Here is a 22,091-nt window from a genome sequence, read left to right as displayed (position 1 = left end):
CCAATAGTTTATTTTAATAATTCAAAAGCCAATAGCGCCCTGAGAAAGATCTCGCAAGTTCTCAGATGTCGCGCCCTGATCTTTTACGGTGATACTTGCTGCATTAATACCCCGCTTCAGAGCGACATCCGGCTTATATCCCTCGGCTATGCCACTAAGTGTACCGGCAATCAGCGAATCACCAGCCCCCGTCACATCCGTGATTTCGACCTCAATCGCAGGGAAATGCTTAAAGCTGTCGCCTTCAAAAATATAGGCACCTTTCATCCCCGCAGAAATCACAACTGATTTTGCTCCCTTGACGCCAAGTGCAAATCCGGCTTTGACAATATCTTCTTCCGTTGCGATCGCCAATCCAACCAGCTCGCTTGCTTCATCCACGTTACAGAACAGAACATCCAGATGCCCTATAATGCTGTTAAGCTTTGTTGCTTTAGCTACAGAAACGGCATCTGCAACAAGTAATTGTTTAGAACTCCTTCGTTCCGCCAAGGTCTCCAGCACAGCAACAGGCATATTTGTGTCGATAAACCAGATCGGATAGGCAGCCAAACGATCCATCATACCAACAAACATCGCCGGACTGACATGGTCATAGATTTCCATATCAGCCAACCCAAAAGCCAGCTCTCCCCCAGGCTGCAAAACCGCCGTATAGGTTGCCGTTGAAAAGGTCTCTGATCTGGGAAGAGTTACAACATCGAGTCCTTGGGCAATAAATTGCTGTTCCAAAGCATCACCAGCCACATCCCGCCCCCAATAACTCAGTAATCCGGCCTCAATACCCAACCTGTTAAGATTCATCGCCACATTATGGGCAACCCCGCCAGGGTAACGGGAAACAGTCACCGGGTTTGATGTCCCCTGTCGAACAGTTGTGTGGCATTGAGAGCGAACATCCCAATGGGCTGCACCAATGCAAAGCACTGACTTGGTTTTCTTTTCCAAAAAATTAACTCGCTAAATAAGCTTACGAACAGTTACGGTAATCGTTTTACCCGGAAACACACCCTTAATGCCAGAAGATGTTCCCTCATTTGATCAATATCAATGTTTGTCACTTAACATTGTTTAATACTACAGATGAAAATGGCTTTTGATCGATCCAGTTATCTTTACGTCGTCATTTTCTGTACCTGTCACGTAAGCATCAACCAAAGAGTATCGCGTGAAAAGAAACGTAAAAAGAGCGACAGCAAAAAAGAGCGGATTCTCACCCCGCTTCTTGTCTCGTCGCGCATTTTTTGCGTTCACTGCTATTGTATCTCTATGCTTACAGATTCTTATTCCGCTGGAACAGAGTTGGGCAAACCCACCACAAAACCTAGACATAAACACAGAAGATGTGTTTGTGATCTGTACACCTAGTGGGCTCAGAGTTCTTTCATTTAACTCTGGAGATGATGGCCAACCAATCGAAAGTACGCTGGACATTTCCTGTCCAGCTTGCTCATTGGCATCGGTGACCCTTGCTCCTCTACCTGTCAATGATCCCGTTCTATACCAAACAAGTTTTGCTATAGCGGATAATTGGGGCGAGCTATCAGAAATATCCCATGATCGACCAGCGCCGCCACCTCCTGCCAGGGCGCCGCCTCTTTTGTTGATATCGAAAAAACATACTGAAGTCCTAATAAGATCAAAGACTGTGTAAACATATCGTTTCACAGTCTTTGTTTTTTTAAGAGCCTCAGAACCATGTCTTCTATCAACACAATGTTAATTCTGATCCCTTATCTTGGTAACAATCAACACGAAACGTCTGATACAACCATTTTGAAGCACAAGACGTTCAAACCGAAACAATGTTCCCGGATAACGATTTGGGACAACGATTTGGGACAACGATTTGGGGCAAGAAAAAACAGTCAGCGACAAAGCTGCCCAGCAATCAACACAGGCTCACTTCTACGTAAGTTGGAGAGAGAGTCTACAATTCAAAATAACCGTTTGTTTTGCTGCTGTTTCGCTTGCAATGATTATTGCTGTGATTTCCACCTTTCAGGTCCTTGTCAAACCAACCCTCATCGAAAAAAACCGGCAGATTACCGAAGAAACAGGGGCCAGATTGGTTACTGAGCTGGGTAAACACCTTGAAAAGGTCGAGACACTGACACAGTCAATTTCCGACCTTGCTGAAGTCCTCCCCCCTGATGAAGATAATTATCGTCTTCTTTTTCCACAACTACTCGGGAATGATAATCCAGACTCTGTGATTGCTGGCGGCGGTGTTTGGCCGGAACCCTATTCCTTTAACCCTTCGATTGAACGTCGCAGCTTCTTTTGGGGCAGAAACACGGCAGGTCGGCTTGAGTATTATGACGATTACAACGACCCGACTGGCAACGGCTATCATCATGAAGAATGGTACGTACCATCGCGCTACGCTAGTGAAAACCAGTGTTTTTGGTCAAAGTCCTATGTTGATCCCTATTCATTTGAACCAATGGTAACCTGTAGCGTCGCAGTCCGGAAAAAGAAAGAACATGTCAGCGTCGTTACAATTGATTTACAACTTGCGGGGCTCAGAGAATTCCTTAACAAAGCATCAGAAGAAATAAATGGCTATGTATTTGCTGTTGATAGGAACAATAAATTCTTGTCTTTTCCCGATCTTTCTCTCGTCAAAAAAGAAATAGAATCACCAAACGGAGATCTTCTCGAAGATTTCATTATGGCCAGTGACCTTGGAAGAGCTGAAGAGCATTTTTCCCCTATAAGTCTAGCCTTAACAAATTTGAACAAAAAACTTATATCAAACTTCAGGAGCACAGCGTCCTACAACCCGCTCAAGTCCATCGAAATTGCGCGTAATAGCTATCAAATTGATCGTCCAGAGGCTGAACTGATCATGGCCATGCTTGCGGATACACGGTGGGATGCACCCATAACGCCCGCGACACCAACCCGCCAGGAACTGCGCAATGATATTCTTCTTAACGAACCAGTATATGTTTCAACATTTTTGATTCCCAAAACTTACTGGAAAATTGTTGTTGTCACCCCTCAATCCATCGCCACTCATGATGCAGCTTCCTTCCTGAGACAGGCCATCATATGGTTGCTTGGGATACTACTGGTCGCCGCGACAGCTTGCTTTTTATTGCTTCGCTTCACGCTTGTTAATCCCCTGATCAAAATGAATAGAACACTCAACACGATACAGGCGGCGACACCAGCCAGCATCCCCGTCTTGCCTGTAAAAACACGGGACGAGCTCGGAAGCCTCGCAAACTCAATCAACAAAAGAACCGAAGAAATACAACGCATAAACAATGTCTTGGAGGAAGAGATATCTGAAAGGCGTCGTATTCAACACGATCTCGAAATGGCCAAAGAAAACGCAGAAATTGCCAACAGGTCAAAAACACAATTTCTCGCCAATATGAGCCATGAATTAAGAACACCGCTAAACGCCATCATTGGCTTCTCGGAATTAATCTCTAACGGGAAGGAAAACAATCTGACCCTGGACAGATCTATCGAATATGCAACGGACATTCAAAATTCAGGGGAACATTTGTTAGAACTTATCAATGATATTCTCGATGTCGCACGCGTAGAAGTCGGGCAAATGGAAATGCGCGAAGAGCCCGTTGATATCAAAGCCATTTTTGCTTCCTGTATCAGGATGATGCAAAGCCAGGCCGTGAAAGGTGGCCTTACGCTAGATAGCGACACACCAGAGAACATACCCTATCTTTTTGGTGATAGAAGGCAACTCAAACAAATCCTGATAAACCTGCTAGCCAACGCCGTTAAATTCACACCCGAAGGCGGCACCGTAAATCTCTATGCAAATCACACCGAGACCAATGGCATAACACTCAGTGTATCAGATACAGGGATTGGGATACCCGAAAAAGATCTGGCACGGGTTCAGGAACCTTTTGCTCAAATAGAGAACACCTTAGCCAAAAAACACAATGGAACAGGCTTGGGCCTTACCATAAGCAAAGCCTTGGCAGAGTGCCATGGTGGATATCTGGATATTCAGAGTTCTCTCGATGTTGGCACAACAATCACAGTGCGCTTCCCCAAAGAACGTGTCATTGAACCCAAGACAGCCAAGATCAATTGATTGTTTTGTTAAACCCTGACTAAAACCTCCATCCAACCACAAGGTAAACAAGTAGGCTCAGGCGTAAGCTTGGCTCATAATCGACCAATAAAGCTTGCGACATCCCGGATAAATTGGTGTTTCTAAAGAAGGGTCGCTCTTTTCGGTTATAGATGAAGGTCGGAGCATCGCTGGTGGATTGGCAATCAAGCTAAACCCCAAATCAGGTAATCGGCTGTGCAGCGCACTTTGTTCTTCAGGAATATCAATACGCAGCTCTTTACCCGAACGCTCAGCTACATATCTTATCATCGCCAATGCAGTTTCACCATCTGGCGAAATCATTGGTCCCAAGTGATGTTGTCCCCGTTGAGGACTGGCAAGAACAAACCCGATGACTTCCCCCTGTTTATCCTCGGCAACGACAGCGTGATCTGCTTGAAGAAATCTCTGTTCCAATAATTCGCACCTTTTCGCCCCCAAAGCTTTTGCATCCAACCGGATAGCATCCTCCAGATCACTCCTGCGCATTGCTCTAAGAATCACGTCAGCAAAGGAATATTCAGAAGTCTTGCTTAAAAATTCTTTTGGCGAGCCAAAGAACTTTCTGATACGTTCAACAACCTCATAACCACATTTTCGGTAAAGCGGTTCACCTTCCTCTGTCGCGATCAAACACAATGTCCGCCCTTGTGCCACATCATGATCATGCAAGGCTTCCATCACAGCACAGCCATACCCTTGCCGTTGATGTTCGGGGCTCACCATGATCATCCCGATTGATGCCAAGTCTGTTCCATAGGGGAAAAAGGCACCTGTCGCGACGACACGACCAGCGGCATCACGGGCGCCCAAAAAAACGCCAACCTGGAGCATAATCTCCAGGTCTTTAATGACGTGTGTCCAACCGAGATCTTCAATCAGCGCATAAATTGCAGACACATCATCAGGTGTTAAGTCTTCAAAAGAAGACGCCTCAGGTCTATCCGTTAACATCGACAACAATGCGTCCCTGTATAGCTCCCTTCAAAATGGCAGATCCAAGATCTGGCAAATCATTGAGGGTTGCATGTTGTACCATCTTTTCAAGCTTATCTAATGGCAAATCAGAAACAACACGCTGCCAAGCTCTTTGGCGATTTTCAAAGGGCTGCATGACTGAATCAATGCCCAAAAGATTCACACCACGCAGCAAAAAAGGAATAACCGTCGCAGGTAACGCTGCCCCGCCAGCAAGGCCGACAGCAGAGACCGAAGCACCATATTTCATCTGTCCAAGAACGCGTGCCAACATGGCCCCGCCAACAGCATCAACACATCCCGCCCATATTTCGCTTTCAAGCGGTCGCTTTACTGTCTCGCTCAGTTCTTCCCGAGCAACGATCCGACTTGCACCAAGCTCTTTGAGGTAATTCGCAGTCTCTGGACGCCCGGTAACTCCGGCAACGCTGTAGCCAAGCTTCGCCAAGATAGAGGTAGCGACGGAACCAACGCCCCCCGCAGCGCCCGTGACCAAGACATCTCCCTGATCAGGCCTCATTCCATGATCTTCAAGCGCCATAACAGCCAACATTGCCGTAAAACCTGCCGTTCCTACTGCCATTGCCTGTTTTGTACTCAGGCCATCAGGTAAGGGAACCAACCAGTCAGCCTTCACACGTGCTTTTTGTGCATATCCGCCCCACCAGGCTTCGCCAACACGCCACCCTGTCAGAACAACTTTGTCACCAGCTTTATAGCGCGCATCGTCAGACTCTTCGACCGTTCCGGCAAAATCAATCCCGGGAACATGAGGATAGTTACGTACCAGACCACCGTTCCCCGTTATACAAAGTCCGTCTTTATAGTTCACAGTGGAATACTCCACCGCCACGGTCACATTGCCATCAACCGGAAGGCTGCTATTTTCCAACTCTTGAATCTCAGAACTAACAACGCCTTCTTCGGATTTATCAACGACGAGAGCTTTAAACATGATCATTCCTTAACAATCTAATGTGGTCGGTATGTATATATTAATGTCTTCTTGCGTGCTTATTGACGGGTTGCCTTAAGACAAAATAAATTGGAATGCCAAAAGAGTACTTCGCCCTGTTTACAACGGAAAGAAAGAATTTTGCACAAAGACTATGAGCAAGGATTACAGGCTCACTATTCCATCGGGAAAGAAGCAATCCGAGCTTCACGAGCACCATAAGGAGTCTGTACGAGAACAGTTTCATTATTTAGCCAATATTCCTTGGCAATCGTAGCAATGGCCAGAAAAGCATCATGCCGGATCGAATCACACCCCGATGTCAGCTTTCCAATCTGTCGTTCTGCCTTATCAAAAACCGTCCAATTTTCAAAAACACCCGTATAGAGCTTTTCAGAAAACAGTAAATGACAAACCTTCAGCTGTTGGCCCTGATCTTGTTCCGCCTGCAAGGCATCTCTGGCGACAAAATCGATGTCAGCATCAAGGTTTACATATTTTTCCAACCCACATTCAAAGGGGGAAGTTCCCATCGTCATATCATTTCCGTATGATAATAAACTACCTTCTACACGCTCTATCGCATTTGGGCAGCCCGCACGAATATCAAATGCTTGCCCGGCGGCCCAGATTTGATCCCAAAGTCTAAGCGCCAAATCCTTTCGATCCAGATAGATCTCAAACCCGCCCTGTTTTGACCAACCCGAACGCGCGACAACCATCTCATGCTCCTCAAAAGGTAGCATTTCAAAACGAAAAAACCTTATATCCCGAACCTGCCCTCCAAAAACTGCTGCCATCACCTCTTCAGCTTTTGGACCCTGAACAGCCAATGGATATACATCGGGTTCAAATACCTTCACATCAAGGTTATATCCTCGTGCAAGTCCCTTCGCCCAAAGCATCACATCACTATCTGCAATCGACAGCCAAAATCTGTCTTCTGCCAATTTTAAAATAATCGGATCATTTACCATTCCCCCATCCTCATCGACGAGGGGGGCGTAAAAACACTGGCCATATTTTGCTTTTGACAAGTCTCTACAAGTCATTAACTGCGTCAGACGAGCGGCGTCTGGGCCTTTGATTTCGACTTGACGTTCACAACTCACATCCCAGATCTGCACAGCATTGCAAAGATGTCTGTAATCTTCTTCCACGCTTCGAAAAACGGTTGCTAACAGCATGTGATTATAAACGGTATAGGCCGAGACCCCACACGCTTCAACGCGATCAGAATAAGGTGTTCGCCGCACACGTGTTGTCGGAGAAAGCGCAGGTATAGGGGAAAGCGCAGGTACAGAGGTCATATGTTCTTATTCCTTATACAAAACTCCAAAAGCCACAAAACGCTTAAGGACCTTTTCTTTTCCCGAAAAGAAAACAGATGCATAAGAACCTGTGAAGGCTTATAAGATTCATATCATCATCAATTATTTCGATAATAAAATGCGTGACCTTCCTCCCCTTAAAGCCTTGAGAGCTTTTGAAGCTTGCTACCGTCTTCGAAGCTACACACGAGCAGCCGAAACACTCAACGTGGGTCAACCTGCCATCAGTCACCAAATTCGAATGCTCGAACAAGATCTTGGCATAAAACTGTTTATCAAAAAGGGATCATTGATTTCAGCGACCAAAGAAGCCGATGATTATTATCAGGAGATATCTCAAGCTTTGGGTCGAATTGCAGATATCAGCCGTGATTTGCGCGACAGGGGAAATACCAAAACCCTTAATCTTGTGACCTATCCCGGCATCGCAGCCTATTGGGTTCTCCCCCATCTGTACGATTGTCGACAGCAAACAAAAAACCTGTCTATCAAAGTAACAACGACAGACCGCGACCATGATATCAATTGGGATCAGACCAATTGCGCTATTCTTTTCGGAACGGGAAATTGGCCCGGATATGAATGCCACAAATTGATTTCAGAAGATGTGCTCCCCGTGACAGCCCCCTTTTTGGCAGAACAGATTGCACCATGCTCTCCAGATAAAATACTGACGACGGCTCCTCTGATCCATTTGGAAGACAATGAAAGAAGGTGGTTTGATTGGTCAGACTGGCAAAAAGAATTTGCACCTGATGTAAAGCTACCAACGGATAGCATCTCTGTTACGAATCACGGATTGGCGATACATCAGGCCCTTCAGGGACAAGGCGTTGTTCTTGGCTGGACACAAATTATTCAGGATTTAATTGACGGCGGCGCCCTTGTTCCTCTCCATAATCAATCTTTAACATCAGAGCGGGGGTATTGGCTTGTCGCCCCCAAAAGCTTCTTTACCAGCGAGGCAGGCAAGATCATAAAAAACACCCTGGTTACCAATGAAACAAGATAAAATAACCATCTCCACTCACGCCCACATAGTCACCAACAAAAAAAGGAGGGATAAAAAATAGACGACAATGTAATAACAAACACGAACAACTTACATTTTACTTAATTTATTAGGAAATTATTCCTCTTTTAATTACAAAATTTTATCACTTTTTTTATACATTCAAGAAATAATAAGTTCGGGTCATCAAACAAAGATCAATAAAACAATTGATCAAAAGGAGACTGGAACTATGTCCTTTAACATCGGAAGTCGAATTTTAACAGCAGCAGCCTTAATTGTTGTTGTTACCTTTTCTGCTTTTATTCTCTATTTTGATATTCATCAAAGTAATGAAATCCGCACTTCGTTGAAATCGAAAGTCATTGAGACGGGACACTTGGCAACTGCCGGGATTTCCAACTGGATCGGCGGGCGAGAATTACTTGTCGAGACAGTGGCACAAAACATCCAGTCTGATCCAGCGCCTGAGGCCGTTCGGAAAACAATCGACAAACAAGTCTTCGCAGACTCTTTTCTCTTTACCTATTTCGGCAGTAATCAGGGTGTTATGATAATGTCTCCTGATGAACCCCTACCCGCAGATTATGACCCCAGAAAAAGACCTTGGTATACAAGCACATCTGAAACTAAAACCAGCCTATTAACAGAACCTTACGAAGATGCATCAACAGGAAACCTCATCGTAACTATGGCTGCACCCGTCCTAGAAAATGGTAAAGTTCTTGGAGTTGCTGGCGGTGATATCGAGATAACCGTTCTGGGCGATTTAATTCGAAGCGTTGATCTCGGCGGTATTGGATACGCTTTCCTAGTTAATGACCAAGGCACAGTTTTAATACACCCGGATAAACAATGGACATTAAAGCCAGTTGGAGAAGTTTACCCAGAAGAAACCCCCGAACTTTCCACAGATATGCAAAATTTTGCAGAAGGCTCTTCAAACCAGATCTTCGCCTTCTTTAAAGTAGAGGGTCTTCCCAGTGTAAATTGGTATCTTGGACTGGCAATCGATAGAGATGCGGCCTTTGAAAACCTTTCAAACTTTCGAGTAACCTCGATCATCACAGCAGTGATCGCTGTTATGGCGATTATTGGCTTACTTGGTGTTTTGGTCAGATTGTGGGTATCAAAGCCTGTTATTGCAATGACAGATTCCATGACAAATTTGGCAAGCGGGAATCTTGATGTTGATATTCCTGGACAAGAACGAACAGATGAAATCGGTTCTATGGCCGCTGCTGTCAATGTCTTTAAAACCAACGCCATAAAAATGGAAACATTGGCAAAAGAAAACGAAGAAGCAACCGAACGACATGCACGTGACCGTCGAGAAACGTTGAATAAAATGGCGGATTCATTTGAACAGTCGGTCCTGTCTATTGTTGAAGCCGTTGTTCAGGCATCAAGCAACACGCAAGATGTCGCCAGTCAATTAACAGCAAGTGCAGAAGAGTCCAACACAAGGACACAGGCCGTTTCAAACGCCGCTATTGAAACCAGCCAAAACGTACAAACCGTGGCTGCCGCAACAGAAGAACTTTCCGCTGCTATCCGCGAAATTGGCGTCCAGGTCACACAATCAATTAAAGTTACCGGGGAAGCCGTTGATGGTGTTAATAGAACCAACGGAACAGTAACCGAACTTGCCGGCGCCGCTCAACGTATTGGTGAAGTCGTGAAGCTGATTTCAGATGTTGCTGGCCAAACAAATCTCTTGGCACTGAACGCCACGATTGAAGCCGCAAGAGCAGGTGATGCCGGTAAAGGTTTTGCCGTTGTTGCTTCCGAAGTGAAAACCCTTGCAAACCAGACTGATCAGGCGACCGGAGATATCCAGACACAAGTTGACGGTATTCAAGGAGCCAGTACTCAGTCGGTTCAGGAAATCACCAACATCAGCACAACAATTGAGCGCATGAACGAATTTGCCAACGCAATTGCGGCTGCAATTGAAGAACAAGGGGCCGCAACACAGGAGATTTCTAACTCGGTGCAAAAAGCAGCTGCCGGTACGCAAGAGGTATCAAGCAACGTTGAAGTCGTGACAAAAGCGTCCTCGCAGGTCAGCGCCGAAGCAAACAACCTTTTGCAATCATCTCGTGAAATGCAGTCCATGGCCGAGAACCTTCGTACTGAGGTACAGAGCTTCTTATCCACGGTGCGTGAGAACTAATTTAAGTATTTAACTTATTCGGTTATTTAACTTTTCTGGGCGAAAGCTCATATCAAACAGGCTCCCTTCAAAAAACGGAGCCTGTTTTTGTATTCAACTTTGAATAAAAAATGAGACACTTAAGATCAGAAAAAGCTACTTCTGAGGAAACTCATCAAAGATCAGAGAAAAATCCAAAATTATTTTTACCCTTCTTCTTGATTGCATACATAGACTGATCTGCACAATTCAAGAGCTGTTCAGCAGTCGTTCCGTCATCAAGTGAGAAGGCAATTCCAACCGAGGCACCAACTCTGGCTTCATCGCCATCCAGCACAAAAGGAACGTTGAGTTGCTCAATCAAGGTCTCGGCAAGCTCTTTGACACCATCCCGGCTGGTCACTTCTTTTAACAGAATAATAAACTCGTCACCGCCAATACGCGCCGCCATATCTTCAGGTGTCAACAGCGCGCGAATACGGTCTGCAACCCCGACCAAAATGGCATCCCCCGCTTCATGCCCCAAGGTATCATTAATTGCTTTGAAACCATCAAGGTCAATAAAAAAGACGGCCGTCTTCTCACTTGTGTCTCTGTCTTCAGCTAAGAGGTCCTTAAGGTATTTCAAACAAAGGCGACGGCTGGGCAATAGTGTCAGAGCATCGTGATTAGCCAGGAACTTCATCTTCTGCTCGGCGGCCTGTAAATCCTCGGCAAGCCAAACCATCTCCTGAGCCTGAGCGGCCATGCGTTCCTCACTATCAATCAGCTCAGAAACCTGAATTTGTAGTCGCTCTTCAGACAAGCGTAATGCTTTCTCAGCCTCTATCCTCTTTTGAATGTTCAGCTGCTGCTCTTCAGCAATAATCGCCAATTCTTCCGCCTGTGCCTCCAGGCGTTCGCCAATATCACGGAAATTATGGCGTTCAATATCAAAGCGCTCCTCAGCCAGGATCAAAGCATCGTTCACTTTTTGCTTTGTTTGCTTTTCCTGACGCTTCTCAATCTCCTCAACAGAGGCCAAAGCCCTTGCAAGCAGGTCGTCTATCTCTTTGGCGGAAGGTTTGGTATCCCACCAGATCACATCGGAAATCCGGATTTCATCATCACTGGAAAAAACGGTGGCAACAAAGCGTGGCGCAAGCGTACGCAAGACATAGCTTTGATCACCAGCCCCCCGACCGAGAACAAATTCTTCAACTTCAAGCTCTACCCCAAGCTCCTCTTCGGGGTTACCGAACGCCAACATTACCGAAACTACCCCCACTGCCCTTTTGCACCAATGGATCCGACAGATCTGTTAATCTATGGTGGAGTGCTATTTCTTATGAAACCATGATTTCAATCATATGTAATTATAGTGTTATTTTTCTTATAGCACCCTGTCGTAACACATTTTGGTTAAAAAAGCATGTCCCTGCTTAAAAACATCAACTTAATGATCAGGGATACAGAATTCCAACACGTCATCTTCCTGGCTTTAGGCTGACTTGCTTCTTTTCATTCAGCTAGCTCTTGACCAAAAGATTTCCTGCGTTAAGTAATGAGCCCAGCAACTAATGCGTAAACGATAACTGCGTAACAACAGATAAGCATGATATCAGTATGACGATCGACCCAATTATACAAAATCAGACTCAAATAGACTCTGAACCTGGTTCTGGCAGCTCTGAAACACCAAGCAAAAAGTTACATGCGTTTTTAGAAGGCAACGTGTTTACCTGGTCGATCACAGTGCTCATTCTTATCAATGCTGTCACATTAGGACTGGAAACAAGCTCCAGCCTGACACCTTTCCAGACCAAGCTTCTTTACTGGGCTGATAAAATCATTCTGGTTATTTTCTCTTTGGAACTTGCCTTAAAGTTTTACGCCTATCGTCTGGGGTTCTTTAAGTCTGGATGGAATATTTTTGACCTCGCCATAGTAACGATCGCTTGGGTTCCGGCCAGTGGCGCCTTCGCTGTCTTGCGTGCTTTGCGTATCCTGCGCGTCCTACGGTTGATTTCGGTTGTCCCCCAGATGCGTCGGGTCATTGGGGCAATCGTTGCTTCCGTTCCCGGCATGCTTTCTGTTGTCGGCGTGCTTTCCATCGTCTTTTATGTGGCAGCAGTGCTGACAACCAAGCTCTTTGGTCAACACCCCGATCCTAACATGCAAGAATGGTTCGGCACGGTATCTTCCTCTGCCTATACCCTTTTCCAAATCATGACACTGGAAAGCTGGTCTATGGGTATTGTCCGTCCGACAATGGAAATTTTTCCCCATTCCTGGATTTTCTTTATTCCCTTTATCATCATCACCAGCTTTGCCGTGCTGAACCTCTTTATCGGTATCATCGTGGATGCCATGCAGACGTCACATGATGAAACGGATGAAAAGATAACAGAGATGGCAAACATCACCCATGAGGACCTTCGCACCCTGATCAACCGCTTTGAAAATCTGGAAAGCAAGATCGACCGACTATCTGATTCTGACAGTCAGCCATCTTCCAAAAGCTAAAAGACTAAGGAACAGTATTCTTGAAAGGCGAATTCTAGGATATCTCTTCAAAATCAGCCGTCGTATCGGTCAATGCGATTGCTGTACCGCCGCCTGAAAGTAACTCTATCTTTTCGGCCTTAAGCGCGCTCAACAGGGCCGTATTTACCCGGTACCGTTCTTGATAATAGCGTTGGCTTGGCACCCAATAGCGCAGGCCGATGACAACACCGCCATAGGTAAAATCATGCACGCCGATCTGGGCACGGGGGTCACTTGGCACCAGATCATCCCCCTCCAGAACATGCCGCAAAACATCGATAGCGCGGTCTGCATCTACGGATCCGGCAAGAGGAATACGGGTTTCCACAATCCGGTTGCTATGTGAATTGGTAATGACTTCGCCGACAATCCGCTTGTTCGGGATCGTAATGAGTTCTTTGTCCTCACCAATCAACTGGGTATAGGCCAACTTGACCTCGTGCACGACGCCGCTACCACCCTTGACGATAATGGTATCCCCGATGGTAAAGGGCCGCGTAAGAATAATAGAAAGCCCTGCGCCATAGTTGGACAAAGGTCCCTGTATCGCCAAAGTCGCGCCAAAAGCCCCTGCACCGGCCAGCGCAATAAGCGGGGCTGTACTGATCCCGAAATTGCCCAAGGTAATGATGATAACAAAGGCCACCAGAACGACTTTGACAATATTCCCGATAAACCCTGACAGCGTCTGATCAAACTCTTTGCGCAGGCAAAGCCCCGTGACCTTGCCACCGATCCAGCCCGCAATTTTCAGACCGATAATCAGGACAATGATTGCCCCAACTATCTGAAAGCCATAGGCCACCCCGAATTCAATTCCTTTATCAATCAAGGCTTCTGCTGTTTTGAGTTCTTCATCCATTGTCTAACAATCACCAAATATTATCTGACCGTTACCTATTCACGGTCTTAAATTCTTTGCCCCCCATCAAAGCGTGAAGTGAGGACAGCATCAACAGTTAATCAGCATTCCACAAAAATTGTTTGGTTTTTTGAATACATATTTAACTTCTTTCCAGCATGCTCTTGTTCGGGAATTACACTTTACCCCCGTTACCCATTGATTTGATATTTGCCCGTCACACGTTGGTTTCATATTGGAAAGTCGTTTTTAATGGCAAAACCTAAAAAGTTTTATAGCCCAAATTTGGGTGGCGGGGGTTTTGATGAAAGCTTTCAGGATCAATGTGACCCGCGCATTGCTGCATTTTATCAAATGTGGAAATCAAAGTGCAAAGATGACACCATCCCCGCCCGAAGCGATTTTGATCCTATCGAGATGGTTGAATTTTTACCCGGCATAACACTGGTCGATGTCGACACAGAGACTTTGGATCTGACCTATCGGCTGGTCGGCACAAACGAAGTTGCTGTTCGGGGAAAAGACCCCACAGGTGATCGTGTCAAAGAACATTTCCATGCAACAACCTGGGAAGATACCTGGGAAAATTACAGACATGCAATTCTGAATCAGGGCATCGTCTTCGACGATCTGGATATACCTAATGCGAACGGTATCATCGTTGGTGACGAAACAATATTTGTGCCCTTATCCCCGGATGGAGAGAAGGTGAATATGGTCATGCTGTACAGTATACAGAGAGGGCCTTCCAAGTAAGGTCTACCGTTAATATCTGGACAGAACAATGAAGCGCACGTCTATAAACCAAGACTTCTGGTCTATAAAATAATGCTTTTGGACTTTATCGCCTCGGAAAACTTGGATCGTAGACAGATCAGGTTAGAACGATAAAAATTAGGCCCCAACCAAGCCGCAAATTGCCGGCCAGTTTCATAGGCAAGCTCCGCACTTTTAAGGCTCGGGTTTGGCCCCTTACAACGTCTGGGATAATCAAACGGCAAGCCACGACGATAATCCTCATAGCCTTGTTGAAAAGCATCAGAGCGGTAGAGCTTATCGACCGATGTCGTAATAAACACCTGAGAATTACGAGAAGGTGAGTTGCTATTGGGTGAATTGCTGTAAGAATTCGAAGTATCACTCATCACTTAACTGCTGATTATTGAAGTACTGTAGTTAATTAAAATCGGCCAATCACAATTCAATATAGTATCACGCCAACCTTGTTTATAGAGGCAATATCGCCAATCTACTGAATTCGAGTGAATTTAAACATCCCCCTATAAGCATCAACAAACTTGATCAAGCCGATCATAAAGTAGAATTTGTCGGAGAACACCCGCTTTGCTATGCTCCACGCCTTTAGCGTACACGGCCTAGTTATCCCTTACTTTTAGACCTTTCGGGCCTGACCTTTAACGCCCACACCTTGGAGGAAGAACCATCTATTACGATATGCCGCTCTATCGCCCTCCGAGTGAAGGGAACAACCTGATCATACAGGCAACGCTTGGGTGCTCTGCGAATTACTGCACCTTTTGTTCCATGTACAAGACCAAAACATACCGGGCCAGACCACTGGATCAGGTCTTCGCAGATATTGATCAAGCGGCGCAGGAGTGGCCCACGGCAAATCGTATCTTCCTTGCCGATGGCGATGCCCTGACCCTGTCGATGGACAATCTGCGCGCGATTTTAATCAAGCTCCACGAAACTTTCCCCGAACTGACTCGCGTATCAGCCTATGCAACGCCGAAAAACCTGATCGACAAATCTGTTGATGAGTTACGCGAACTGCAAGCCATGAAGCTCAGCCTCGTATACATGGGCATAGAATCAGGCTCGACACAGGTCCTCAAGCGCGTGATCAAAGGTGCCTCGCACAAGACCCATGGCATGGCACTGGACAATGCCAACGCGGCTGGCTTGAAAGTATCCGCCACGGTGATCCTCGGGCTCGCAGGACAAGCAGGCTGGGAAGAGCATATTGCGAGCACAGCACAACTGATCAACGACCATCCGCCAACCTATCTCTCGACCCTGCAACTCACCCTTGATGAAGCCGCCATTGATGAATTCATGGCAGAGCAGGACGCAGGGTTTGAATTTCAGGATGATGACGCCATCCTTGTGGAACAAGAACAACTGCTCAAGCTTCTGGACCCGCCAAAGCCGGTTATTTTTCGATCCAACCATGCATCAAACTGTTTGCCACTGGCGGGCAATCTGCCCAGAGACAGGAACAAGCTATTGGACATTATTACTGCGGCAAAAGAGCAAACCCACTTGCGTCGCTCTCCCTTTATGCGCGGCCTATGATAAAAAGAAGCCGTGATAACAGGCTCATGATAAACGGATCTATGATGCAAAATCTCTATATGCGTAATTTGTGGTACTAAAGCTTTCATGAAAAATTTTCCCCGCCTCTCCTTCCTCTCCGTCAAGGGTGTCCCCACCCTGTCATGGAGTTCGCCAAAGCCATTGAATTTGCGACCTGACCTTGTCACCGTGATCTTGCTGGTTGTCGGCCTGACAATATTTGGTCTTGGCGAAGCCCTCCTGATCGCTGCGGGAACAGGTGTAAGCCCCTGGACCGTCCTTGCACAGGGTGTCAGCCAACAGGCGGGCTGGAGCATTGGTCTATCGACCTTTATCGTCAGCATAACCGTGCTGATCCTCTGGTGGCCGCTCAAACAGGTCCCCGGTATCGGCACCATCCTGAACGCCATTATTATCGCCCTCGTTCTGGAATTCGTCCTGCCCTACATACCGACACCTGACGCTTATATATCCCAGATCTTACTCACCATTCTGGGCATTCTGGTAACAGGCTTGGGCAGTGGTATTTACCTCATCGCCAATTTAGGCCCCGGCCCAAGAGACGGCCTGATGACCGGGTTGCAGCAACAAACCAACCTTCCAATCGCTTGGATCAGAAGCGGTATAGAGTTAACGGCCGTCATCGCCGGATGGTCCCTCGGCGGTGTCGTCGGCCTCGGCACCGTACTATTCGCCGTTTTGATAGGCCCTTCGGTGGCGTGTAGCCTGTTTATTCTGGATAAGGTGTTTGGTGGGGAAAGCTAAACTAATCTACGATCCGATTACACTCTCGCCAACCGAGGTAAATCGATGACTGCTTGCTCCACCACTTATATGTGAATGGAATGATGACCGCTCCAAAACCATATGAGAGTATATTCAAAGCACACCCCCTTCGTTTTGCGGCGAGTATTAGTGTCTTTTTGGCCATCACATCGCCAACACATGCGACGGTTGGCTGTAAGGTCATAGCCAATAAAGCCGAAGCAGAAAACGCCAATCTCTATCATGCCCCCAATGAGACATCAGAAATAATCCGGGAAATTCCACTGGGCGATATTGTGTTATATCCCGCCCAAGAATTGGCGCCACAGCAAACAAATAATTGGATCTGGGTACGACACGATATTACTCAAGAAGAGGTTTGGACTAGCGGAATTTACGGATGGATGAAGCCCGAAAACATCTCAGAATTCTGTGGATAGCTAAGTGCCAAGATGGCTAAGACAGCGTAGCTCAGGCCAATGGAACCGCCCTTGCTGCCCCCGTCAATACGGCTGGTGTCCTGCACAGAAGCCACTGTCAGATCACCGCCAACATCAGCATCAATTGACCCGTTGGCCTGAACTTGTGCGCCTTTGAGTGTGGTGTCATCCACGGATTCAGGGTGACATCATTCCCGGCCAAAATACGGCTATTGGTATGCGTCAGGCTATCGACATTGCGGTCCGATGCATTGGCAGAGATAGACCCATTGGCTGAAACTGTTGGGGTCCCCGTAATCCCGATACCCACAGAGGCCCCAACAGAGGCTGACTTGCTACTACTTTCGTGATCAAGTGCATAGGTACTTTGCGCGGCGGTAAGCGTAATGTCGTCCCCGGCGTCTAACGTGACATCACGACCTGCTGTGACCTGAAGCCCTTCGCCTGTAATGTCTTCACCGGCAGTGACCGTTACATCACGCCCGGCTTGTACCTGGGCAACACGGGCTGAAGCAATGGATTCAGAGGTTTTTTCTTTGGAGGAGGAAACACCCAGTGAAATCGTGCCGTTTACATAGAAAAGGGAGAATTTTCAATTATGATTTTTGTACTAACTGCTTAAATCTGGAGAGTACGTAACAATCATATATCCTTGATAAGCATTTGCGATATGCTTCATAATTAATGTTTCCATCTGAGACATTTAAATACGTAAATAATTCTAATGTTTCAGGGATGGCAGATAATCTTTGGTTCTCATATGCTTCTATAACTTTTTTTGCTAAAGGATGATGAATGAAATCTTCTTCATAATCAATTATCTGATCTGTTAAATCACACAATAAATAGATTATGGCTCCTTCACGAATGAGGCTTTGATCAATTTCTAAATCATCATCAACTTTGACATCCAAAAAGTCGTAACCATTAAACTCATCAGGGTCGATATAAACGTTCTGGTCGTTCGTAAAGCCATTTTCTATGATTAAATGGTAATAAAGCAATAACACCCAAGACATTGCTTTATTACCAATTTCACAATTATCACGGTTGATGATCATAACTCACCTTACCTTATATGTTTACAGGGTCATTCATAATAACATTAACAAGACGAGCTATTTTCTTACCCAAGATGGACTAGTAGGAAATATACTTACTGTTGTAGTTCCTTTTATGACAAACACATTCGTTGGCTGATTAAAAAAGCCGGATCCAAGGTTATTATTATAACCGGTAACCCCATTAAAGCGAACTACAGGCTGCCCCTGACTATTGCTTCCAAGAAATTCAACATTTCCATTACGAGCGGCATTTAGAACAATTTGAGCTTGGTTGATATTATCGAAATATCCTTTCTGACCTTCTTTCACCCACTCGGGGCGTCCCTTAATATGACGGTTCTGCCGTTGTGAAATTTTCGAATTCGTACCATTGAATAATTCTCGAGTTAATGCTCGCGCATCGTGTCTCGCACTAGCTACATTAATTTGATTTGGCTGAAAACTTGGATCTCGTACCATCAGTTCATTTTGCAGACGCTGAACTGATTGAACCTGCCTCAAAGTCCCTTCGACAAATCGAACTTCTTGATTTGTGTACGGCGCATGGGGGTCGCGTAAGACGGAATAACCACTTCGCCCTGTAATTGCCGTGATCTGGGTTTCTAATGAACGGATTTGAATCTGGTTAACACTACTTTGAGCTTGCTGAGCAGGTGTTAGAGCATTCCGACCTGAACGGGGCCTTCCTCCCCGACTGTTTGCAAGGATGATTTCTGCATCACCGTTATCTGTTGTCGTAATTGACGGTGCAATACCATTGGCAACGAGTTCAATTGTTTGTCCCCAAGCATCTTCAGGAGCAACGCCCATAACAAGTAGTAGTTGATAGTGTTTAAGCGCACCAATAGCTTCATCTTCAGAGATTGATCCCGCCGCAATTACAACTTGCCTCAGTGCATCTTCCCCTGACTGCGGTACAGTACCTATTTCATCTCCGGAACCCGGTTCGGGGATCGAGTTTATAAAGTCATCTTTGTTTTCAGGTAGCAAAACGTCTTTAACGGCCTGTAAACTTTCTCCAATGCTGTTGATAAGGTTTTGAGTACCCTGAAACCCGCTAACAACTTCCGCCAGGCTTTCCCCACTGACATAAACCTTTACCTTGGTTTTTTTGTCTTTGGTGATTTCCTGCGCTTTTTCGAGGGCATTGTTCAGGCCTTCGATACCTTGGCCCGGATTGGCACGGATGGTGATTGTGGCATCACCGTTCGGGGCCGCGACGGTGGCGCGGGTGATTTGTTCTTTTTCTGACGCTTCGTAAGAGCCTTCAATGGTGGGGAGGGCGGCGATCTGATCTAGCAAGTCCGGGGTACTGGTGTCCGTGCTATCATCTCCACCAATACCGATAGACCCGGAGATCGAGCCATTGACGTTTTTATAGTTGTCATAGTCCTGAATGTCGGTGTAGTCGAAAGTCTCTGTATCTAGTGCAACATCACCCTCGGTCGAGGCAATGACCGCCCCATCAAGCTGGGTATGACCGCCAACGGTGACATCAACATCGCCTTTGGCAATCAGGCCCGACTGTTCTTCGACCCACGCCTTCCGGCCTTTTTCCTTGCCGTAGGAGACTGAGCCGTTCAGGGCCGTACCTCCGGCAGATGGAGTATCACTGCTTGGATCGCCACTGCCATCAAGCCCAACACTCAGACCAATAGAACCCCCTTTGCTTTTACCATCAATCCGGCTGGTGTCCTGCACAGAAGCCACTGTCAGATCACCGCCAACATCAGCATCAATTGACCCGTTGGCCTGAACTTGTGCGCCTTTCAAAGTGGTGTCATCCCCGGATTTCAGGGTGACGTCGTTTCCGGCAAGAATACGCGTGTTCGTGTGGGTCAGACTATCGACATTGCGGTCCGATGCATTGGCAGAGACAGACGCATTGGCCGAAACTGTTGGGGTACCTGTAATCCCGATACCCACAGAAACCCCGGCAGAGGCCGACTTGCTGCTGCTCTCGTGATCCAATGCGTAGGTACTTTGCGCAGCAGTAAGGGTAATGTCGTCCCCCGCGTCTATCAACAGATTTGATGGCTTTTACGGCTTTGGCACCACCTGTGGCTCCGAGTGCAACCAGACCTCCAGTCCCTCCTGCGGTGCTGTAGATGTTGGCTTGCAATTCACCAAGGATCTCGCCGCCACTTTCGTAGTCTCCAGCTTCAAAACGCGCGTTTGCTTCTGAAACGGATTGTTTCAGGCTTTCCTTAAGCTCGCCCGGCAACTCATCCATATGGGTAACCAGATAGGCAAGCCCCTCTACACGCTTTTGATTGCGGAGTGTTGCGTCATCATCACCAACAATCTGGAGTGCTGAATCATAAAGTAATGCCCCAAGCGCCTTCGCATTGTCCGCAATAAAGCGCCCACGGGCCTTGTTCGCGCCACTCAAAGCAAGGTTATTCAAGCCACTACTGATAGAACCTGATGTGCTGTCCAGACCATCCTGCAAGATGAACAAAGAGGCAAGTTGTGCCTGAGTTTGGGTCGTTTCAGACGCGGTTAAGTTTCCAGAATCAACAAGACCTTGCAGGCGAACTTTTTCTGCCTGAATTTCCTGGCGAACCTGATAAAGACTTTCTGCAGTTTTCAGGAGTTCAAGTGTTCTGGGAATCTGTTGTTCTTCCGGTTGGTCAGGAGAAACAGATCCCAAGACACCGCCTGTGATGTAATAGTATTTTTCATTCTCTAGAACACTGGCGATCGCTAGAGTCGATCCCGGTAAAACGCCTTGAAGGTTTTCATATCCTTCTGGAGCAAAATCATTTAGAACAACGTCATAAAACGATCTGTTTTCATAGATCTTGCTTGCGTATAAAGACGGGTTATTAAACTGATTGTCTTCGCTCAGGAATTTTATTTGATTACCTAAAATATCGACAAAGCCATTCCCATGCCCCGTTATGCTTTGCAGTATTGCCAAAGCCTCTGGGTTGGCTTCCAGTTCTCTTGCCTTTTGCGCATCAACTTGACGTAAGGCTTCTTGCCCCAATATCTGACGCCACTCATCAGCTGTTTTATCGCTATTGGCAGCTAGCTCTTCTGCTTTGGTATCAAGAGCCTGTATTTCGTCCGTATGAAGCTGTCTGTTATAGGTGCTGACATGTTGAGCGCCCATCGTTTCCAATAGGCGCACGCCCACACGCCATATGCTCTACGTTCATTCTTTACACAACTGGACCGTGCTCACGCGAAGCCGAAACTTGTTTAGGATCGAACTGATCATTTTGTTGACAAAAGAGGCTTCTATAATTTTTGCAACTGAGCCAGTTGGAACAGTGATCAGCTACTCAATTTGCCGATTTAGCATATTTCTTGTGAATCTTATCGAAAGAGATTTTGCCACTTCGCAGCATCATAAAGTCTTCTTCTGCCATCTCAGCGTTGACAAATTTCGTCATAAAATGCCCACTGTCGAATTGAAAGAAATACTTGCCATCCGAGAGAAAAGCTTTGCAATGCATTCCCAAAAGTTCATCTTCATTTCCTTTTGCGTTGCAAAAATAATACTCGTCGCCCCTTAACTCCAAATGCCTATCCCTTTTCGAAGTATCAATCTTCAACGGTTTAAGTTTCATAACG

At 46.3% G+C, this 22,091-nt stretch carries 18 protein-coding genes and 1 pseudogene; 8 read left to right on the top strand and 11 right to left on the bottom strand.

Annotated features, from left to right (window positions below):
• Window positions 1-21 precede the first annotated feature (21 nt).
• Complete coding sequence (locus BKB51_RS17375) at window positions 22-948, bottom strand: carbohydrate kinase family protein (protein WP_085902389.1); 927 nt, start codon at window positions 946-948, stop codon at window positions 22-24.
• Window positions 949-1,849: 901 nt separating this feature from the next.
• Between BKB51_RS17375 and BKB51_RS17365 the strand changes: the two genes are divergently transcribed.
• Complete coding sequence (locus BKB51_RS17365; RefSeq protein ID WP_085902387.1) at window positions 1,850-4,081, top strand: sensor histidine kinase; 2,232 nt, start codon at window positions 1,850-1,852, stop codon at window positions 4,079-4,081.
• Between the two features lie 57 nt (window positions 4,082-4,138).
• On the opposite strand, the gene BKB51_RS17360 is transcribed toward BKB51_RS17365, so the two are convergent.
• The 3 genes from BKB51_RS17360 to BKB51_RS17350 form a co-directional block, all read right to left on the bottom strand.
• Window positions 4,139-5,056: a GNAT family N-acetyltransferase gene (locus tag BKB51_RS17360; RefSeq protein WP_085902386.1), complete on the bottom strand. Its 918-nt coding sequence runs from the start codon at window positions 5,054-5,056 to the stop codon at window positions 4,139-4,141.
• Window positions 5,043-6,035, bottom strand: a complete 993-nt coding sequence (locus BKB51_RS17355; protein ID WP_085902385.1) for an MDR family oxidoreductase — start codon at window positions 6,033-6,035, stop codon at window positions 5,043-5,045. Before BKB51_RS17355 ends, BKB51_RS17360 begins: the two co-directional genes overlap by 14 nt.
• A 176-nt stretch (window positions 6,036-6,211) precedes the next feature.
• Window positions 6,212-7,345, bottom strand: coding sequence for a dimethylsulfoniopropionate demethylase (locus BKB51_RS17350; protein WP_198946786.1), 1,134 nt, complete (start codon window positions 7,343-7,345; stop codon window positions 6,212-6,214).
• Window positions 7,346-7,484: 139 nt separating this feature from the next.
• Here BKB51_RS17350 and BKB51_RS17345 point away from each other — a divergent pair, with 139 nt between their 5' ends.
• Window positions 7,485-8,378, top strand: coding sequence for a LysR family transcriptional regulator (locus BKB51_RS17345; RefSeq protein WP_085902457.1), 894 nt, complete (start codon window positions 7,485-7,487; stop codon window positions 8,376-8,378).
• A gap of 232 nt (window positions 8,379-8,610) precedes the next feature.
• Window positions 8,611-10,554 (top strand): methyl-accepting chemotaxis protein, encoded by a 1,944-nt coding sequence (locus tag BKB51_RS17340; RefSeq protein ID WP_085902384.1) that lies wholly within the window; start codon window positions 8,611-8,613, stop codon window positions 10,552-10,554.
• A 154-nt stretch (window positions 10,555-10,708) separates the two neighbouring features.
• On the opposite strand, the gene BKB51_RS17335 is transcribed toward BKB51_RS17340, so the two are convergent.
• On the bottom strand, window positions 10,709-11,782 hold the full coding sequence (locus tag BKB51_RS17335; protein ID WP_085902383.1) for a GGDEF domain-containing protein: 1,074 nt from the start codon (window positions 11,780-11,782) through the stop codon (window positions 10,709-10,711).
• A 356-nt stretch (window positions 11,783-12,138) separates the two neighbouring features.
• Between BKB51_RS17335 and BKB51_RS17330 the strand changes: the two genes are divergently transcribed.
• Window positions 12,139-13,038, top strand: coding sequence for an ion transporter (locus BKB51_RS17330; protein WP_085902382.1), 900 nt, complete (start codon window positions 12,139-12,141; stop codon window positions 13,036-13,038).
• 34 nt (window positions 13,039-13,072) lie between these two features.
• Here the strand turns inward: BKB51_RS17330 and BKB51_RS17325 are convergent, their stop codons facing one another.
• The gene (locus tag BKB51_RS17325) at window positions 13,073-13,921 is read right to left on the bottom strand and encodes a mechanosensitive ion channel family protein (protein WP_085902381.1); all 849 of its coding nucleotides are present in this window, start codon (window positions 13,919-13,921) and stop codon (window positions 13,073-13,075) included.
• Window positions 13,922-14,173: 252 nt separating this feature from the next.
• On the opposite strand from BKB51_RS17325, the gene BKB51_RS17320 reads away from it, so the two are divergent.
• Entirely contained in the window at window positions 14,174-14,677 is a 504-nt protein-coding gene (locus BKB51_RS17320; RefSeq protein WP_085902380.1) for a PAS domain-containing protein, read from the top strand.
• A gap of 62 nt (window positions 14,678-14,739) precedes the next feature.
• On the opposite strand, the gene BKB51_RS17315 is transcribed toward BKB51_RS17320, so the two are convergent.
• Complete coding sequence (locus BKB51_RS17315; RefSeq protein ID WP_085902379.1) at window positions 14,740-15,066, bottom strand: hypothetical protein; 327 nt, start codon at window positions 15,064-15,066, stop codon at window positions 14,740-14,742.
• A 310-nt stretch (window positions 15,067-15,376) separates the two neighbouring features.
• Between BKB51_RS17315 and BKB51_RS17310 the strand changes: the two genes are divergently transcribed.
• The 3 genes from BKB51_RS17310 (at window position 15,377) to BKB51_RS20660 (ending at window position 17,445) form a co-directional block, all read left to right on the top strand.
• Window positions 15,377-16,240, top strand: coding sequence for a radical SAM protein (locus BKB51_RS17310; protein ID WP_085902378.1), 864 nt, complete (start codon window positions 15,377-15,379; stop codon window positions 16,238-16,240).
• Window positions 16,241-16,402: 162 nt separating this feature from the next.
• The gene (gene yczE / locus BKB51_RS17305; RefSeq protein ID WP_245813295.1) at window positions 16,403-17,005 is read left to right on the top strand and encodes a membrane protein YczE; all 603 of its coding nucleotides are present in this window, start codon (window positions 16,403-16,405) and stop codon (window positions 17,003-17,005) included.
• Between the two features lie 80 nt (window positions 17,006-17,085).
• Window positions 17,086-17,445, top strand: a complete 360-nt coding sequence (locus tag BKB51_RS20660) for a hypothetical protein (protein ID WP_125911867.1) — start codon at window positions 17,086-17,088, stop codon at window positions 17,443-17,445.
• Here the strand turns inward: BKB51_RS20660 and BKB51_RS21325 are convergent.
• The 4 genes and pseudogenes from BKB51_RS21325 to BKB51_RS17280 form a co-directional block, all read right to left on the bottom strand.
• Window positions 17,400-17,962, bottom strand: a pseudogene (locus BKB51_RS21325) (hemagglutinin repeat-containing protein). The gene BKB51_RS20660 and the pseudogene BKB51_RS21325 sit on opposite strands and share 46 nt — an antisense overlap.
• Before the next feature lie 79 nt (window positions 17,963-18,041).
• Window positions 18,042-18,506, bottom strand: coding sequence for a hypothetical protein (locus BKB51_RS17290; RefSeq protein ID WP_085902374.1), 465 nt, complete (start codon window positions 18,504-18,506; stop codon window positions 18,042-18,044).
• Between the two features lie 57 nt (window positions 18,507-18,563).
• Window positions 18,564-20,534 (bottom strand): hemagglutinin repeat-containing protein, encoded by a 1,971-nt coding sequence (locus tag BKB51_RS17285; protein WP_158090268.1) that lies wholly within the window; start codon window positions 20,532-20,534, stop codon window positions 18,564-18,566.
• Window positions 20,535-21,799: 1,265 nt separating this feature from the next.
• Window positions 21,800-22,087, bottom strand: a complete 288-nt coding sequence (locus BKB51_RS17280; RefSeq protein WP_085902372.1) for a hypothetical protein — start codon at window positions 22,085-22,087, stop codon at window positions 21,800-21,802.
• Window positions 22,088-22,091 lie beyond the last annotated feature (4 nt).

The sequence above is a fragment of the Kiloniella majae genome, assembly GCF_002118315.1.
GTDB classification, from domain to species: domain Bacteria; phylum Pseudomonadota; class Alphaproteobacteria; order Kiloniellales; family Kiloniellaceae; genus Kiloniella; species Kiloniella majae.
Note: the sequence above shows the minus strand (reverse complement) of the source record. Positions and strands in the feature narration are given on the sequence as shown.